Raw genomic sequence first — 18561 nt, 5'->3', positions numbered from 1 at the left:
TAACACCATGGCAGATACACCAGCAGCAACAGATGACCCATTTGATCTTTATTCAGTTGATTCAGGCCAAATTCGAACAGGACGCTATCAAGATGCGTTAGCAGATTTAACTCGCCAACAATTCGAAGATTACAAAAAGCGCTACCTTCCTGTGCAAGAAAAATTATTTTCGTTAGCAACGGATGATTCGCTATTAACAGAACAGCTTGAAAGAAATCAGCAGAACATTGATAGCAACTTCAAGATTGCTAAAGGAAGCGAGGATCGGCAGCTAGCACGCTTTGGTGTTAACGCTGCAAACAGCAAGCAAGATAATAACAATAACAACCTGCTCAAAAGCCTCACAACGGCATCTGTGAATAATGAAACACGCAGTTCAGTTGATGATCTGCAAAACAAAATACTAACCGGTCAAGGTGGTGCTACAAGCACGCTTGCTGATATAGGAAACGTCTAATGTCTTATTCAATTATGAACGCAGGCCAAAGCACTAAGGCCAAATCGACTCAGTCACTCAAAACGCTCTCAGATATGGAGCAAAACCGAGAAATAGCAAATGACCAAGCTGATCAGGCGCAAAAAAATTCGCAAATGAGTGGCACGGCTACCGGTGCAATGATTGGCACACAGATAATGCCAGGCTGGGGCACTGCTATTGGTGCTGTAATTGGTTTTGCTGCAGGTTCTTTATAAGGGGGAGTTATGGCAGGTGCATTCGTAGATGGTGCGTTAAAGGGCTTCAACATGATGGAGCGTCATCAGTCGCGTCAATTCAATGAACAGCGTTTAAGTGATTTAGATAAGCGAAATGAGGAACGCTATCAGCAAGAACAGATGAGACGTGCTGATTTAGACAAGCAAAGAAAAGCAGAGCGTGCAGAAGATGTGGCATTTAGAAATCAGCAGGCCAAGCTAAACAATGAACATCGAAATGCAACGCTTAGGTCAATGAATGACTATCGTAATAAATCTATAGAACAGCGTGCAGCTGAAACTACATGGCAGCAAAATTACCAAACTCAACAAGATACTTGGAAAAAAGATCAAGGTGATATAGCGCTAGGTTGGCAAGCTTTTCGTGAATACGGGAAAGTACCAGAAGCATTAGAAGAAGTATTTAAGCGAAATCCAACGAAAGATCCAAGGCGATATACAGATCCCGCTTTACGTGAAAGCGTTAAGCAACTACACAGTGTTATGGGAGAAGCAATCAAAACGGGCCAACTTTCTAAAGTAAACGAACCCGACTCAATCAAGTTATTCAATAACGTTTTCAAAGAGAAAATTAATTCATCTGTTGGACATTTTGATAAGTTAGTCGGTGCAAAAATCGCAGATGTTAATTTCGCTGGTTTTGTGCCTGTTGAAGATAAAGAAGGCCGTGTTGCATTAGCTTTAGAAGTTACATATGAAAACGGCTCTAAAGAAGTCAAACCAATGACTAAAGGCAGAACATCACAAAGCGATGATCCTGTTCTAACTTTCACACCAAAAGAACTTATCGGAACTATCAATTCTGCTGCGACAATGGCAGATATGATGGAACGGCCAGAGTATTACGATCGTCTTGGTATGCAATTGAATGCGAATATGGGCATTCGAACCAGCCCTCAATCTAAAGCTAATGACGCCAAAGAAGCTGAATATAGAAAAGCTAAGATGCAATTGCTTGAGTCCAAGGCAAAAGCGTTAGCAGATGTTGAATCTGGAAAAGGGGCGCCTATTCCATTAGAAGGAGAAGCGAAAGAACAGGCGATCGCAGGTGTAGAGACTCAGTTTCAAAAGCAGATGGAACAATTAGACAGCATCTACGGGAAAAGTAGCTCTCCAGAAAAATCAAATAAAAAGCAAGCGGGAACAGTCAAATACACAAGTCATATTGATGGTGTAGATGCAAAAGGAGTGATTGCTAAATTTATGGAAGCTAATAAAAACTTGTCAGAACAACAAGCCATTCAAATTGCAATTCAGCAAGGGTATTTATCAAATGAGCAATAAAATAATAGACCCATTCACTAAGAAAGAAATTGAATTTATAGATCCATTTGCTGAAGAACAGACAGAGAGTGGAATAGCTGCATCATTTGGTGCAGGTGTTGATAAGCTACAAGAGTTAGGTTACCGAGCTGTAAAAGGTTTCACAGATGTTGGCAAACCTAAAGAAGATCAAACAAATTCATTAGGCAGAGCTATAGGTCAAGGAGGTTCATTATCGAAATGGGCTCAAGAAGGCATTGACAGAAATATTGAAGAACAAAATAGCTATGAGCCTACAGTTAAATCATATAAAGACATTGATAGCCTAAGTGACTTTGCGAGCTATGCAGGTGAGTTAACCGCAGGCTCTATTCCTTACATGGCGGGAGCTGCAACAGGTGTAGGTGCTTTTGGTATGGCCGGCGGCCTTGCACAAGAAGCTTACGAAAAACAGCCTGAAGGTGAAAAAGATGCAACACGCGCAGTTGTTTCAGGTGCTGGTCAAATGCTGCTTGAACGACTTGGCATTAAAGCTAGCATGGGACAACTAGGCAAAGACATTTTAAGAGATGGAGTTCTTGAGACAGCAAAGCGATATGGTAAAGGTGAATTAACTGAAGTTGTGCGTGATCCAAGCATTGCAAAACGGCTATTAAAAGGTGCTGTTGGTGAAGGCGTAACAGAGACCGGTCAGGAAGCGTTAGCACAGTGGGGTGCTGGCAAAAGTCTGGATGAGTTTGAAAAATTGGATGAGGCTTTTGTAGGCGGCTTGGTTGTTGGGGGTATAGTTAGAACTGGCTCTGAGGCAACTCAAAAAGCACTGAGCTATCAGCAAAGAACGGCTGAGGTCGTGAAGAATAGTGCTGATAGCTTAGTTGACTCGGGCGTACCTCAAGACGAAGCTATTGATATGGTGCGAGTGAATCAGTTTGAAGCAGCTAAAAAGCAAGGTTTTACTGATGCTGAAGCCTCGGCAATTGTTGCTCGAACGATGAAAGAAAAGTTTGGTATAGATAACGATTTATTTAATGCAGCATCACAACCAGAGCCATTACCTGAGCAGGTTACGTCTAATGAAAATGTGACAACTAATCCAGGTGAAAATGAAGCAGAAAGAGATGTGAATTATGACACACCCACTGCAGCGAGACAGGCTGGTTTTGGTGAATCTAGCAAAGACATTGGGCAATATGGTGATTTTATCTCTAGTCCTACACAAGAGTCTTTGCGAAATCTTGAGCAGGGCAATGGTTCGCCCTCAATCCAGACTCAAGTTAGTGAAGCCCGATTAAATACAGAGCCAACGCCTGAGGACCGTTTTAGCCCCATTAAGTACACGTATGAAGGTGACTACTTAGAAGCTGAGCCTGAGCACAGGCAAGGGATAGAAAAGGCACCAATCGAAGGAACTGCAGAACCAGAGCAGGCTATGCTTCCAACATCACAAGAAACAGCGGATCATCAAGGGCCTGAAAACCTTGCTGCAGATCTTTCCGCGCAATCAGAAGGCATTGAACAAAAAGATATAACTTTTTCAGGTGATCAAAGTGGTGTAAACGTTCAAAAGGACGGACAACCGTTTAAAAGCAAACGCGATGCATTGTTAAGCAAAGAGGCGCGTGCAGCACGTAGAGCTGGCGATAAAACTAAAGCAGTTTCCTTTGATAATGGTTTTGGTTGGACGATTAAAAGTCCCGCTCAAAATAAAGGTAAGGGCACTGAGCCCGCATCAGAAGAAGCCACAGGACAACAGGCCAACATTAAAGGCGAAATGATAGATTCTGAATGGCAGGCTTTTTCACCACAAAGCCAAACTAAAAAAATACCGCGTGCTGAAATGCCACAAATTAAGGCGGAAAATCGTGGTGCCATGGTTAACTTTATGAAAGCGAGAGGCATTGAGCACAAGCAAGATAAAGTTTCAGCACAGTCTTTAAAACCAACACAAGCCGAGTTCTCACCTAACAAAGTTACACAAGCTAAAGAATACGAAGGCGGTGAGAGTTCGATTTTAGTGTCGAATGATAACCATATATTAGATGGTCACCACCAATGGTTAGCTGCTAGTGAAAAGAATAAGCCTGTTAAAATAATTCGTTTAGATGCACCAATAGAGCGATTAGTGCCACTGGCAAAAGAAATGCCGAGTACTGAAACTCAGGACAACACTGGTAAATCAATTGAAAAAGACCCGGTATCCCTTGAACAAACAAACGAACTGCCACCAATCCTGAAAACATCTAAACGGAAATGGCTTCAAACTGAAGCTAAAAAGCAAGGTCTTAAAAAAGATTCACCTGGCTATGAAGCTGCTATGAAAAAACTAGATGAAGGGTATGAGTCTGCTGTTGATAAAGCCTTCGCAGAACAGCCTTTTGAAACTTATCAGCGGTTTAATTCTGACACACCTGAAAGTATTAATCGGCAGGCTTATAACGAGTTAAGAAAAGAGTTCGGCATAAAAGACAATGAGCCGCCTATTTCTGACAAGACACCAGAGCAAAAAGCAGAGCCGCCACAGAGCGGCTTTTCTGTGCCTAGCGAACAGGAAAGAAAGCAAACAATTGATTCAGAAGTCATTGAAGATTTCGGTGAAAAGTTAGGTGGTGCTCGTAAAGATTTATGGGGCGGGTTTGCAGAAAGCCTTGACGAAAAATCTGATTCGATAAAATCGAAACCACTCAGCAAAGCCTTGCCTCAACCTGATTACCAAAAAATGTCAGATGAAGGCGCAGATCCTAAAGCATTAACTTTTATTGCAATGGCTAGAGGAAGCATACCTTCAAAACCAAAATTGAGTCATAAGGTCAGTGATTGGGCTGATTATGTAGATAAAGTTAAGCAATCGATTAATCGAGTTTTGAAAGAGGGGGCCGACCCTGAAAGTGAAATTAACTTACTTAGTCACTTCATGCGCAAAGGTACTTTAAATGGCGCTAAAGAGGCTTTGGGCACAATTGCAAATGCGAACCCTGCAATTCTGAAAGAGGCGGCGAAATATCGCATACGTTCTGCCAAATATAGCTTGTTCAATGGCAAAGAACACAAGCCAGCTAAAACTTTTTACACTATTGAAAAACAAGGTCGCCGTATAAGCTTAGATAATGCAGTTGAGACATTGGAAGAAGCTCAAAAGCAGTTAGCTGAAATAATTAAGATTGAGAGTCAATCAACAAATAGACAAGCAAGACATTCCAAAATAAATGTGTTTCGTGACAGGTATACCGGCCAAGTGTATTTGGGCTGGAAGGGTGCGAGTGGTGTATTAAAAATTCAAGACTTCAAAACACCGGGCGAAGCTCGAGAGCATTTAAGTACTAACAGAGATGCAGTTGAAGAGAAGTTGCAGAAATTAAAGTCCACACCGAATATGCGTAAGCCTGTGAATGTGGAACGAACAGGACCTGAAAGACACTCTGATAATGTTACACCAGGTACGTTTACTGAAGCATTTGGGTTTCGTGGTGTGGAATTTGGGAATTGGGTTGAACAGGGTAAGAGACAAAAGGATCTCAACCAAGCATATGATGCATTGATGGATTTAGCAGAAGCGATAGATGTGCCACCGAAAGCGCTTAGTTTAAATGGTCAGCTTGGCCTTGCATTTGGTGCCAGAGGAACGGGGGGCAAAGAGCCCGCAGCAGCACATTACGAATCAGGCAACATGGTTATTAACTTAACTAAGAAGTCGGGTTCAGGTTCCCTTGCTCATGAATGGTGGCATGCACTTGATAATTATTTTGGCAGGCAAAAACATAGCGGCTCAGATTTTATTACAGAGTCACCATATCACTTAAAAGGCGATGAAGTTCGTCCAGAAATGGCTGAAGCGTTTAAGAGGGTACGAAATGTTATTAATGCAAGCGATTTACCCAGCCGGTCATTAAAGTTAGATCAACGTAAATCTAAAAAGTATTGGTCTACAAATGTTGAAATGACAGCACGTTCATTTGAGACATTCATAATCGATAAGTTGAATAAAGGCAAAATCAAAAACGAATATTTAGCAAATGTAGTTAGTGATGAAGCTTGGAGTGCGGCGGAGTCACTTGGTTTTGAAGATGGCAATACATTCCCTTATCCATTGAGTTCAGAGCAAACCCCAATCAATGAAGCCTATCAAGCATTGTTTGACACAATCGAACATAAAGAAACGCCTGAAGGGATCAAGTTCTTCTCTAAATCTAATGCAAAAGAAAAGCCTAAAGGCATTGCAAAAGGTGATGCTGAAAAAACAGCAAATAGTTTCATTAAATCTTTGAATGGCGCCAATGGAATTAATGTTCATGTACTCGAATCAACTAACGATGCTGAGAAGCTATGGCGTATGAGTTTAAGTGACTCAATCGTTAAGGGGGCTTATAACGATAAAACTAAAACGGTCTATGTAATAGCAGAGAATATTGAAAGCGAATCAGATTTAAAACGAACTTTAGCACATGAAACTATCGCCCATGGTGGTTTAGACACTGTTATAGGTAAGAAAGCACATCAAGAGTTCTTAAATCGCATAAAGAAAACGAAGGGCCGAAAAGCTTTTGAACAATATTGGAAAGATGCCAATAAAGACTATTGGGATTCCAGTGATGACATTAAAGCAGAAGAGATCTTTGCACGATTTGTTGAAAATGAGCCTAGTAAAGGTGAGCTTAAGTATTGGTGGCAGGCATTAAAGCGTTGGCTAAAAGCACAGCTTGATAAAGCCGGTATTATGTATCGTGAAGATGATGAAATTACTCATATGCGCGAAATGCTGCACAGTATTGTTAAAGGTTTTAAATCGAAAAGTGCTCCATACACCGACTCAATAGGGGAGTTAGCATACAGCCAGACGGGGAATAAGTTTAGTCAAACGACGACTGCTGATAAACGCACTGCCAAAGAAAAGCTGGGCTTAACTGAAAGTGTTCAGAAAACCTTGTCAGATAAAGCGAAAGAGCGAACGGCTGAAGTTATGGAGACTTTAAAGAGCGCTCCATTTTGGAACCGTTTAAACGAAGGCATCTTTGATGGACTTGCAGGCATTAAGCAAGCTGAAGAGGCGATTGGTGTAACTGATCCCAATAAACAAGGCTATGTAAGTGCACGTTTGGCTGCAGGGGTTTCTGACGTTTTACACGGTGTATTTAATTACGGTGCGCCGCAATGGAAAGACGGGATCATTCAACGCAAAGAAAACACGAAAGGCTTACTCGAAGTTTTTAGTATGGTTCAAAACGATCTAAATGATTGGTTAGCGTGGATGGGGGCTCACAGAGCTGAGCGATTAAAGGCACAAGGAAGAGAAAATAATTTATCAAAAGCTGATATTGAAGAACTCAAGTCACTAGCGAAAGGAAAAGAAAAACTCTTTGAAGAGGTTAGAGCCGAGTACAATAAAATCAATTCAGCTATTCTCGATGTAGCTCAAGGTGCAGGGCTCATTAATACGCAACAGCGCAAGTCATTCGATGAAGAATACTATGTCCCATTTTTCCGAGATATGGGTGAAACTGATCCAGAAATGGATGCAATCAAACGTTCTATTGTCGAGCCTCACACACGCAAAGGTATTGCAGGCCAGTCAGCACAAATTAAAGAGCTTAAGGGCGGCAAACAATCTACCAAGGACCTATTAGAGAACATCATCACTCGCCAAAGTACTTTAATAGAAGCATCACTCAAGAACAAAGCGATGCAGGAAGTCGTATCAAACCTTGATGGCACTGACTTTATGATTCATGAAAAAAGCGATGATGCTAAAAGCATGACGCAAGAAGAATTGAATCGAAACAGTAAAGTACGGGTTATGATAAACGGTGAGCCACAAGCTTACTTAGTTAGTGATCCTGCTCTCATGCGTTCACTTATTCAAGTGAACAGTTCTGGCAGCCAGAACATCGTTAATAAAATCGGCCGTAGCGCAAAAAGGTTTTTAACTGCAGGTATCACATTATCACCTGACTTTATTGCAAAGAACTTTATTCGTGATGCGGCGCATGCTTGGATGATCAATAAAGATGGGTTCAAATTCGCTGCAGACAGCGTTAAAGGTTTGAAAAAAGCGTTTAAGGAAGATGAAGCGTACCGGGACCTTATATTCAGTGGAGCAGCCTTCCAAGGTGGTTATATTCATGGGGCAGATCCAGAAGCTGCCGCACAGCAAACTCGTAGAGCATTAGCAAAGAAAGGTTTATCTGAGAACGATATAAATACTTATCTAGGCAGTTTAGTGACCAACGGTAAGCAGTTACTAGAGACATACCGGAATATAAGCGACAAGGTTGAGAATGCCAACCGGTTAAGCACTTATGAAGCGGCATTATCAAACAACAAAAGTAAGCGACAAGCAGCTTTTGAAGCGAAAGACTTAATGGATTACAGCCTTAAAGGTAATTTTACGACAATTAATTTCATGGTTGATGTATTGCCATTCTTTAACGCACGATTACAAGGCATGAGTAAACTTGTCAGAGCGGCTAAAGCACAAGGTGATGATCAATTAGTTAAAGTGCTCAGTCGTGAACTAGCAATGAAAGGTATTAAAGTCGCAGCGTTTAGTCTTGCGTTAGCTATGTATAATGATGATGACGAACGTTACCAGGCATTACCTGATTGGGATAAAGACGCTAACTGGCATTTCTTTTCTGGTGATGATCATTGGCGCATTCCTAAGCCATTTGAGTTAGGCGTGATTTTTGGCACCATTCCAGAGAGGTTGTTTAACTACGCCGCGGGCAACCAGAGCAGCAAGGATCTGCAAAAGTCATTAATGCATGCAGCCCTAACAACGATGGCATTAAACCCTACACCCCAATTTATACTGCCGCTTGTTGAAACGTCATTAAACCGTTCATTCTTTAGAGATGCACCTATTGAAGGCATGGCAGATCAAAATAAACAAGCCCAAGACCGTTACAGTGCTTTCACTAGTGACACCGCAATTGCATTGGGCAAAACGCTTGGTTGGTCACCTAAGAAAATTGAGCATGTGATTTTAGGTTATACCGGTACGATGGGGAGCTATGTTCTTGGAGTCAGCGATATGATTGCAAGACAGGCCATTGGTAAGGTTAATGCTGAAACACCACTTAATAGATACCCGGTGATTAAATCTTTTTACCAAGGTGATACACCTAAATCGAACACTAAGTTTGCAAATGAGTTCTATGATGCGCTTGATGCTGCTAATCAAGCCTATGGAAGTTATAAACGAGCTATGGAGCTTGGTGATACTACTCGTATTAAGGAACTGCTTGAAGATGATGGAAGCAAACTTCGTTCTAGAGCAGGATTAGCAAAGGTTCAGCGCTCTATATCAAAATTAACCAAAGCCAAGAGTGCTATTAATGATAGTAGGCAATTAACTAGTTCTCAGAAACGCGAGCAGATAGATAAAATCCAGAAAAAAATTAATATTATTTACCATAAAGCTTACTTGGCATTTAGATTAGGAGAAATGTAAAAGCACACAAACGAAGGGATGAAGGTGAGTTTGTGTGCTTGGGTATTGATAATATTTGGGAATCTACTAAATGAAGAATTTATGAAATTCATATTTAATATAGGAGCTAAACTAATTGTTGTCAAATTTCATTCTAAAAGTTTATATAACCCAATTTATTTATGCTAATTTTAAAAAATGAAGTATTTAAAATATTATGAATCAAATGGCTAGTGATAAAAGTTGTTTAGTGGCTAATTCAAATTTAGTAAGAAGAATTGCATCTAAGCGAGAGAATTTACTCACCGATACACATCTATTCATGAAAGAGATTATCCTTTTGGGGCTTAATGCTTTAGATGTAAGTCGAATTTCAATTTGGATGATTGAAGATGGTAAATATTTGGAGTGTGTTTTGAATTCTGAGTGGTACTTTACGGAAGTTCCACCACAACCTCCAATCATCGAGAAAAAAAATCATCCAGAATACTTTTCTGCAATATTTTTTGGTAACTCAATAGTTGTCAATGATGCAGAAACAGATGAACGAACCAAGAGCTTTTGCGATGATTACCTCAAGCCTCAGAACATTAAGTCAATGTTGGATACAATAATTTTTAAAGAAGGGTTTCCAATTGGAGTTGTATGTTGCGAGCAAGTAGGTGAATCTAGAGACTGGTCGGTAGAAGAGGTTCATTTCACAGAAGTTTTAGCGGATTGTTGTACATATCGATTTATGGCGCGAGAACAAGCTAAACTTGAGAAGAAGCTTGAGACTTTAGCCTTTAAAGATGCGTTAACGGGTGTTCATAATCGAAGATTCTTTTTCGAATCTATAGATGTAATTTTTAATCAACATGTAAGGGAGAAACAACCTTTATCCTTTGCAATGATAGACCTTGATAATTTTAAATCAATAAACGATAAATTTGGCCATGAGGCAGGTGATTTAGTTCTTCGTAAATTCGCAGAAATTGTAAAGTCATCATTGCGAAAAAGTGATCTTTTTTGTCGTTTAGGTGGAGAAGAGTTTGTCATCGCTTTTCAAGGATTAACTTCTGATAAAGCAAAAGAAGTATTGGAGAGAATTTCAAAATCTGTTCATGACTGCTCCATAGTTTACTTAAATGCTAAGGTGAACTTTACATTTTCTGCAGGTATTAGTCAGTTGAATTATAACGAAACTATTATTGCCTCAATTAGACATGCGGATGAAGCTGTCTATCAAGCAAAAAAGAGGGGCAAAGATCAAGTGTTCATATGTAAGTAATCTGATTTGCTTTCGTGATAAGTTATAAACTTATAAAAGCCTAATTTAATCTCAATCAAAAGTAGGTCCAATACTATTATTGGACCTACTTCAATTGTCCAAATCTTCTGACCCTTGGGTAGAGGGCCTCCACAAATGGAGTGTCCTAAAAGAATAAAACTGTGAAAAAAGCAAGTACCATCAGTTTATAAATGCGGACCACATAAAACTACACAAAATGACGGTATATAGTCAAGCCTCTTTCTTTAACTTCAATTAAAGTCCTCAGTTTCTCATAGTGGATGAACAAAGATGAGACTACTTAAAAGTTAGTTTTTACATGCGTTTGACACAGCTTTGTTTATATCTGTAGATGTGTAGCCATACCCATTAGTATAATTAATAATGTCCATGCTGTGGCTTTCTGCTCGGATATATACACTCTTTCCATTTGTACAACTAAATTCATAATTATTGACATCGTCAGTAGTCCACTTACGAACTAGCTTGCTGTTACCTGTATTGTATTTGCCTAATAAATAATTAGATGCAGCATTTCTATGTAAGCGAGCAAAGTCCATTGCACTTTGATTATCGATATTTTTTATGTTTGGATCAGCGCTATAGGATATGTACAACTTTGAAAACTTAAGCCCTTCTGAATCATTGGTCACTGATCTATGTAAAACTGTATTTCCTCTGTAATTTTTCTGATTAACGTTAATTCCATTTTCAAGTAAAAACTTAGTCATACTGTAATTGCGATAAGCTATATGTAGCAAGCCTTCGCCTGAATCATTCTCGTAGTTAATATTTGCACCGTTTTTAAGTAAATTTTCTGCTTCTTTTATGTCATCATATGCAACCGCTTTAAGTAATCTAACGTCAATATTATCTTTATTAGATAAAAGTAACTTAATTAATTCACGATTTTCGATTTCTTTAGACTTGCACATATTTATGTAAGCATTGATCAAAGCTTGCAATTCATTAGCAGTGTTTTTACTACCCACTGGAAGTAGAAGTTCTTCTAAATTATATTTCCAATTTCTGTCATAGTTCGGATGATGAGGGGTGTTTGTACTTGTCAAGCAATTTGATTTATTGCACGTTACTAAAAAACTAAAGGGCGTATCTTCATCCCAAGCACCATGATATTTAAAATTTGCATTATTTAGATTAATTTCAGTTTGAATTTGGTGTTGTTGATTAATTATGTCTTTCTTTTCCCAATATTCATAGCTAATAACAGTACAATCAGTTTGATGAAAAACAGGTTTAACATGATAAGTAAGGGACTGATACTCAAAGATTTTATTTATTGCATTCGCTATTTTATGTAGATTTATCTCGTCTTCTTTTTTTGTTGCTTGATTTTTAATTTCTTCATTGTTTGGAGAGCAGCCTAGAAGAAGCAGGCTTATCAATGATAGCTTAAAATGCATAAAATCCCTCTTTGAAATTATTAAATTTATGCTAAAAAATAGCTTGTAAATTTGATTGGCATTTACAATGTATCTAGTGTCATAAGCTATATTTAGTTTGCTTAAAGGAATTACCTAGCAATTTCATATGCACTAAATTTAATTTAAATTATTTTATATGGTTATGATAAAAAGTTATCTAAGATCAAGAATTTGTCAAGTTAGTTCTTAGGAAGTATGAATGAAAATATTAACTTTAATATTTCTAACGCTGACTTCTTTATCGTCTGCAGCTCATAGTGGGCGAACGAATTCAGAAGGCTGCCACAATGATCGCAAAAATGGTGGCTATCACTGTCATGGTTCAAAGACAAAGTCCTACACAAACAAATCTACTTCAGTAATCTCAACATCATCTCCGCCGCTTTTAACAAATTACAACAGAAAAGATTGGCCTCACTGGGTAGATGCAGACTCTGACTGCCAAGATACTCGAGCTGAGATACTGATCCGCGACTCTCGAGTTCCTGTAAAATTCAAAAGAAATAAAGGCTGTAATGTTTCATGGGGTGAATGGTTAGATCCATATACTTTACAGGTTTTTACTAAAGCATCTGATTTAGACATTGATCACGTAGTTCCTCTAGCTCATGCACATGAAACAGGTGCGGCTAATTGGACTCGAGAACAAAAGCGGGCTTTTGCGAATGATTTTGAAAACTTATTAGCGGTAGAAGATAATTCAAATCAAGCTAAAGGTGCTAAGTCACCATTAGAGTGGATGCCGGGAAATAAGGCATTTCATTGTGACTACCTAATGAAATGGAGAGCAGTAAAATTGAAATACAATCTTAGAATAACAATTAAAGAAGCAGAATTTTTAGTTTCAAAGTTGTCAAATTGTGAAGCTTACAGAGCTAAATTTCTATAATTCTAATCGGTTATTATAAAAATAATAGCTGTAGTTCTAATTTGGATTTGTCTGGTGTTTAAAGAAAATAAGACCAGACAAATACAGTGAAATGATTACTTGGCTTAAGCAGAAATTAATTATTTTTTCTGCGTTTCTTATCACCTTCTTTTTGAGCTGGAGTTCTATCATCGCCTCGGCTTGTTCTATGATCATGGCCACCGGTAATTTTATTACGCCCATAGTCAACAAACCCTTTATATATATCTGAATTACTATCTTTCTTATCATCAAACATATCGAAAAAACCCATTTTATATCTCCCTTTAAATACACACATTGATAAAAGCTTTTCAGCTGATACTACCATTAACAACTTAGACCTTGATTCTATAAATTACAATCTTTAGTTTGGATAGTGTGATGCAAAGGATTAGTAGAACAAGGTTTATTCTTTAGGTTTTAATTAATAGAATTAAAGGCCTATTAGATAACCAATGATAGTTAACACAATACAAAGTAAACCAATTAAATAAAGTAAACTTTCCTGAGATGCTCTCCATTTTTCACTGCCGACTCTAAAGCACAATAGACCTAAAATACATATTGGACCTCCAATGATTAACCCCACCTTATCTGATATCGTCAAGCCAAGGATCACTAAAATTAGCATTAAGATAATGTGCATACTTAAATCACGCGCAATAAAAATTTTAAAGCTAGATGATCATTCAGCTTAAGTCCACGTGCTTTTCATTGCTGTTCGCACTTACGAGCTTTGAGAGTATGATTTTGATGAGAGTTCAGAAAAGAGTTTTACCACAATATTACCACTATTTTACCACAGTGTTTTTAATGGCTATTCTTGTTCAGTGATAAGCTGTTGATTTTTTGGGGTTAAAATGGTCGGCATAGCAGGATTTGAACCTGCGACCCCTGACACCCCATGACAGTGCGCTACCAAGCTGCGCTATATGCCGACGTTGCAAGCCATAGTACGGCTTTTTTTATAAAAATCAATATCTCCGCAGTTCGATTGCCTGTTAATTGTTCAGGCAATCAGTATTAAATCAATGGGCTAGAGTTTAATCTAGCCAATCGTTGATCGTTTTGTACATAAAGTCGCGTATCAATGGTTGAGCATCGGCATTAGGGTGCAGGTTATCGTTTTGCATAAGTTCTGGACGGCCTGCAATGCTAAGCATGAAAAAGGGCATAAGCTCAGAATCTGTTTCATCAGCAATGGTTTTAAAGCTATCGGTGAAAAGTTTGGTATAACGCGGGCCATAGTTAGGTGGAATTTGTACTTCCATTACGGCGGTTTTCGCCCCAATTTTTTGGCTTTTTGCAATTAATTCACGTAAGTTAGTTTGCAGGCGTTTAATAGGGAAACCTCGTAAACCATCGTTTCCGCCAAGCTCAATGAGTACATGAGTGGGTTCAAATTCGCTCAGTAACGCGTCGAGTCGTCTTAAGGCACCGCCTGTGGTTTCACCGCTAATACTGGCGTTTACTAGGTATACAGATTGGTCTTTTTCATCGTACTTATCTTGTAACAATTTAACCCAGCCTTGCTCTTGTTTAAGACCGTAAGCGGCGCTTAAACTGTCACCTAAAATTAAAATTGTGTTGTCAGCTGCTGCCGTAAGTGGTTTGATTACTAACAGTAAAACGAATATAAAACGTAGGATTGGATGCATCATATGTCAGCGCTTTCTCAATTAAACATCATTCAAGTTAAAGGACTTTCTAAAACGGTCACCACGGTTGAGGGCGACCTGACCATCCTCAGTGACATCAGCTTTAATGTCAAGTCGGGCGACTCAGTTGCAGTGGTAGGCACCTCAGGTTCGGGTAAGTCTACTTTATTAAGTTTATTAGCAGGCCTTGACCAATCAACGGGCGGCAGTATCCATTTAGACGGAGCCGCATTACACGAATTAGATGAAGAAGCACGCGCAGCACTTCGCGCTGAAAAAGTAGGTTTTGTATTTCAGTCTTTCATGCTTGTACAAAGCTTAACAGCCCTTGAAAACGTAATGCTTCCTGCTGAACTTGCGGGTAGCAAAGACGCTAAGCAGCAAGCCCTTGAGCTACTTGAAAAAGTAGGCTTAAGCCACCGTGTTGGCCATTACCCATCGCAATTATCTGGTGGTGAGCAGCAACGTGTAGCAATTGCGCGTGCATTTATTGGCACACCTAAAATCTTATTTGCCGATGAACCGTCAGCGAATCTAGATAGCAAAAACGGTAAGTTAATTGAGTCTTTATTATTTGAACTAAATAAAGAGCACGGGACGACACTTATTTTAGTAACCCATGATGAGCAGCTTGCACAAAAGTGTCAGCAAATTTTACATATTGAAGCAGGGCAGCTATTAACTGTTAAAGAAAACGAAGGAGTGCAAGCGAATGTGGGCTAAATTAGCACTAAAGCTGTTTTCACGTGAGTTTAAGCGTGGCGAATTAACAGTGATCAGTGCAGCAATCGCCTTAGCTGTTCTCACTGTTTTAACACTGTCTATGGTTACCGACCGAATTGGTCAAAGTATTGAAGAAAAAAGCAGTGCCTTTATTGCCGCTGATCGCGTTTTAGCAAGTAACCATGCTTTACCTGCTGAAAATTTAGATAAAGCCAACCAAGAGAATTTACGTACTGCAAAAATAACCTACTTCGATACCATGTTATTTGCCGGTGACGAAATGCAGCTTGGCTCGGTTAAAGCGGTATCAAACACCTATCCGTTAAAAGGCGAGTTAAAAGTAAAAACCAGCCTAACTGGCCAACCAGAAGTAACTTCTGATATCCCAAGCCGTGGTGAAGTATGGTTAAGTGAATCAGTGTTTTATGCGCTAAACATTCAAGTGGGCGATAAAGTAGAGCTTGGTGCTGCTACGTTTACGGCTAGTCATGTTGTAGCCGAAGAGCCAGATGCACCGTTTAATGTGTTTTCAAGCAGCCAACGAATCTTAATCAATGAAGCAGACATTGCTGTTACAGAGGTAATTCAGCCGGGCAGCCGGGTGTTTTACCGTCAACTTTATGCTGGTGACAAAGACAATTTAGATACCTTCTATGCGTGGTTAAAACCACAAATGAAAGATAACCAACGTTGGTATGGTGTTAAAGACCGCCAGTCACCTATTTCTAATAGTTTAAATCGTGCTGAGAGTTACTTATTGCTAGCTGGTTTACTTGGCATTATTTTAGCTGCCGTTGCTATTGCGGTATCGGCAAAACGTTATTGTGAACGCCAGTACGACCCGGTTGCCATGATGAAAACGCTCGGCGGCAGTCGCGCTATGATCCGTAAAATCTATTTACTTCATTTGAGCCTTGTTTGTTCAATGTCGGTGATTGTTGGTTTACTGATTGGTTATGGATTACAAGCCATTGCAACAGATTATTTAGCACAAAGCATGGGCTCAGCACTGCCAAGTGCATCGGCAAAACCTTGGATCATTGCGATCAGCACGGGTGTGATTTGTGCGGTTATGTTTTCAATTAAACCACTACTCGATTTATTTGATATTCCGCCGCTGCGTGTACTACGTCGTAACTTAGGTGACCGTTTATTGGTAAGTAAAGTGCACCTTGCAATGTCGGCGCTTACTGTGTTTTTACTAATGTGGTTATTTAGTAACAACATTAAAATTAGTGCAATTTTGTTCCTTTCGACGGCATTTTTAATTGCGGTGTTATTTGGTTTGTCAAAGGTTATTTTTGGTGGTGGCCGCAAACTTGGCTTGAGTCCGGGCAATAGTTGGTCATTGGCGATTGCGTCAATTCAAAAGCGTGCCAATGTAAATGCGGTACAATTAATTAGCTTTGCTTTGGCTATCAAGCTATTACTGTTTTTAATTGTACTTAAGAACGACATGATTTCAGACTGGCAGTCTCAGCTTCCTGAAAATGCACCTAATTCATTTTTAGTGAACATTACTGAGCAAGAGTTAGAGCCTATTACTAGCTTCTTAGCGCAAAACGATATGCCAACGTCAGATTTCTATCCGGTTGTGCGTGGCCGTGTAAACGCCGTTAATGGCGAGCTGGTTGCCCGCGAAGTATCGCAAGAAGACAACGAAAAGAAAGACGAAGAAGCCCGCTCTGGTATTGGCCGTGAGTTAAACCTAACTTGGCGTAAAGACTTGCCTAATCAAAACGAGCTTATCGACGGTGCATGGTTTAGTGAAGACTCAGTGGCCGAGGCATCGGTAGAAGAGTCGATGCTTGAACGCCTTGATGTACAAATTGGCGATACACTTACTTTCTTAATTGGTGCGCAGTCGTTTGATGCAAAAATTACCAGTGTACGTAAGGTTAATTGGACCACGCTTAAGCCTAACTTCTTTATTATTTTGAGCCCAGATGTGCTTGCGAGTTTTCCTGCTACTTATATTTCATCAGTAAATGTAAAAGCAGAGAAAAAACGTGAGTTTAATCAGCTAATGCGTCAATACCCAACGGTTAATGTGATTGATGTTGAAAGCTTCATTAAACAAATTCGCTCAACCATAGAGCAAGTATCGTTAGCGATTGGCTTTGTACTCGCGATTGTGGTTGCCTGTGGCGCTTTAGTGCTTATTTCACAAGTGCAAGCAAGTTTAGGCGAGCGAATGCAAGAGATAGTTATTTTGCGAACCTTAGGTGCAAAAGGGCGCTTAATTAAAAATGCCACCTTATATGAGTTTTTACTATTAGGCGTAACTGCAGGTTTAGTCGCTGCCATCGTCAGTGATATTGCCCTGTTAATAGTGCAAAGACAGATGTTCGATTTAGCAGGTAAGTTCCACCCTCATATTTGGGTTATTGGCCCAGCAGTCGGTGGCTTATTTGTGGCATGTTTGGGCTATTTGATGATAGCGCGAACAATGCGAAAAAATACCCAAGGCTTATTACGCTCGCTCGCGTAAATGTCTTACTTAAAGGTTGACTATAAAATGCTCGCAATTGCGGGCATTTTTTATGAATTGCAATTGGTTACTGGTAATTTATACAGTGCTCTGGCATTATTAACCGCAGATAATAATGATAATAGACGGTTCAGTTAGTTGGCGATTATTTTAGGGATTGATCCTGGTTCACGATTAACAGGGTACGGCGTGATTGCTCACCAAGGTGCTAAGTTCACTTATTTAGGTAGTGGCTGCATTAAATTGGCTGATCACGATTTTCCGGTACGCTTAAAAATGATTTACCAAGGGATCAGTCAATTGGTAGAGCAATTCTCCCCAGACAGTTTTGCTATCGAAAAAGTGTTTATGGCACACAACCCAGACTCAGCGCTTAAGCTCGGTCAAGCACGTGGTGCAGCGATTGTTGGCGCTTCAATGGCAGAGCTGCCAGTTTATGAGTATTCAGCTAGGCAAATTAAGCAGGCCGTTGTAGGTAATGGCGGCGCCGATAAGTCTCAAGTTCAGCATATGGTTAAAAACATTTTAAAGCTGCCAGGTACCCCTCAAGCCGATGCCGCAGATGCCTTAGCAATTGCTATTTGTCATGCTCACTCAGAACAAAATTTAATAAAACTTGCGGGCAGTGCGAGCAAAACCGTAAGAGGAAGATTAAGGAAGTAAT

General features: G+C 39.7%; 12 protein-coding genes and 1 tRNA gene. 9 read left to right on the top strand and 4 right to left on the bottom strand.

The features are described 5' to 3' along the window. Window positions 1–7 precede the first annotated feature (7 nt). From KQP93_RS10175 to KQP93_RS10155, 5 genes are all read left to right on the top strand, one after another. Window positions 8–457 carry a hypothetical protein gene (locus tag KQP93_RS10175; RefSeq protein ID WP_217874274.1) on the top strand — a complete coding sequence of 150 codons (450 nt, stop codon included), beginning with the start codon at window positions 8–10 and terminating at the stop codon, window positions 455–457. Beyond that, window positions 457–693: a glycine zipper domain-containing protein gene (locus tag KQP93_RS10170; RefSeq protein ID WP_062564145.1), complete on the top strand. Its 237-nt coding sequence runs from the start codon at window positions 457–459 to the stop codon at window positions 691–693. Before KQP93_RS10175 ends, KQP93_RS10170 begins: the two co-directional genes overlap by 1 nt. A gap of 9 nt (window positions 694–702) precedes the next feature. Beyond that, the gene (locus KQP93_RS10165; RefSeq protein WP_217874273.1) at window positions 703–1998 is read left to right on the top strand and encodes a hypothetical protein; all 1296 of its coding nucleotides are present in this window, start codon (window positions 703–705) and stop codon (window positions 1996–1998) included. Then, window positions 1988–9421 (top strand): LPD38 domain-containing protein, encoded by a 7434-nt coding sequence (locus tag KQP93_RS10160; protein ID WP_217874272.1) that lies wholly within the window; start codon window positions 1988–1990, stop codon window positions 9419–9421. The genes KQP93_RS10165 and KQP93_RS10160 overlap by 11 nt, the downstream gene beginning before the upstream one ends. A gap of 205 nt (window positions 9422–9626) precedes the next feature. Beyond that, complete coding sequence (locus KQP93_RS10155) at window positions 9627–10670, top strand: sensor domain-containing diguanylate cyclase (protein ID WP_217874271.1); 1044 nt, start codon at window positions 9627–9629, stop codon at window positions 10668–10670. 308 nt (window positions 10671–10978) lie between these two features. Here KQP93_RS10155 and KQP93_RS10150 read toward each other — a convergent pair whose 3' ends face one another. Continuing rightward, window positions 10979–12094 (bottom strand): ankyrin repeat domain-containing protein, encoded by a 1116-nt coding sequence (locus tag KQP93_RS10150; RefSeq protein WP_217874270.1) that lies wholly within the window; start codon window positions 12092–12094, stop codon window positions 10979–10981. A gap of 220 nt (window positions 12095–12314) precedes the next feature. Between KQP93_RS10150 and KQP93_RS10145 the strand changes: the two genes are divergently transcribed. Further along, window positions 12315–13004 (top strand): HNH endonuclease, encoded by a 690-nt coding sequence (locus KQP93_RS10145; RefSeq protein WP_217876773.1) that lies wholly within the window; start codon window positions 12315–12317, stop codon window positions 13002–13004. A 115-nt stretch (window positions 13005–13119) separates the two neighbouring features. Here KQP93_RS10145 and KQP93_RS10140 read toward each other — a convergent pair whose 3' ends face one another. The 3 genes from KQP93_RS10140 to KQP93_RS10130 form a co-directional block, all read right to left on the bottom strand. Further along, window positions 13120–13353: a hypothetical protein gene (locus KQP93_RS10140; RefSeq protein ID WP_217874269.1), complete on the bottom strand. Its 234-nt coding sequence runs from the start codon at window positions 13351–13353 to the stop codon at window positions 13120–13122. A 533-nt stretch (window positions 13354–13886) separates the two neighbouring features. Continuing rightward, a tRNA-Pro gene (locus KQP93_RS10135) sits at window positions 13887–13963 on the bottom strand. A gap of 105 nt (window positions 13964–14068) precedes the next feature. After that, a complete protein-coding gene (locus KQP93_RS10130) occupies window positions 14069–14686 on the bottom strand; it encodes an arylesterase (RefSeq protein WP_217874268.1) in 618 nt (205 codons plus the stop codon). Here KQP93_RS10130 and KQP93_RS10125 point away from each other — a divergent pair, their 5' ends adjacent. From KQP93_RS10125 to ruvC, 3 genes are all read left to right on the top strand, one after another. Beyond that, window positions 14687–15406 carry an ABC transporter ATP-binding protein gene (locus KQP93_RS10125; protein WP_217874267.1) on the top strand — a complete coding sequence of 240 codons (720 nt, stop codon included), beginning with the start codon at window positions 14687–14689 and terminating at the stop codon, window positions 15404–15406. After that, window positions 15396–17897: an ABC transporter permease gene (locus KQP93_RS10120; RefSeq protein WP_217874266.1), complete on the top strand. Its 2502-nt coding sequence runs from the start codon at window positions 15396–15398 to the stop codon at window positions 17895–17897. The genes KQP93_RS10125 and KQP93_RS10120 overlap by 11 nt, the downstream gene beginning before the upstream one ends. A 138-nt stretch (window positions 17898–18035) precedes the next feature. Then, the gene (ruvC, locus tag KQP93_RS10115) at window positions 18036–18560 is read left to right on the top strand and encodes a crossover junction endodeoxyribonuclease RuvC (RefSeq protein ID WP_054561285.1); all 525 of its coding nucleotides are present in this window, start codon (window positions 18036–18038) and stop codon (window positions 18558–18560) included. Window position 18561: the final 1 nt, after the last annotated feature.

The organism is Pseudoalteromonas shioyasakiensis (assembly GCF_019134595.1).
Classification (GTDB): domain Bacteria; phylum Pseudomonadota; class Gammaproteobacteria; order Enterobacterales; family Alteromonadaceae; genus Pseudoalteromonas; species Pseudoalteromonas shioyasakiensis_A.
The sequence above is the reverse complement of the archived record's forward strand: the minus strand, read 5'-3'. Positions and strand labels throughout refer to the sequence as shown.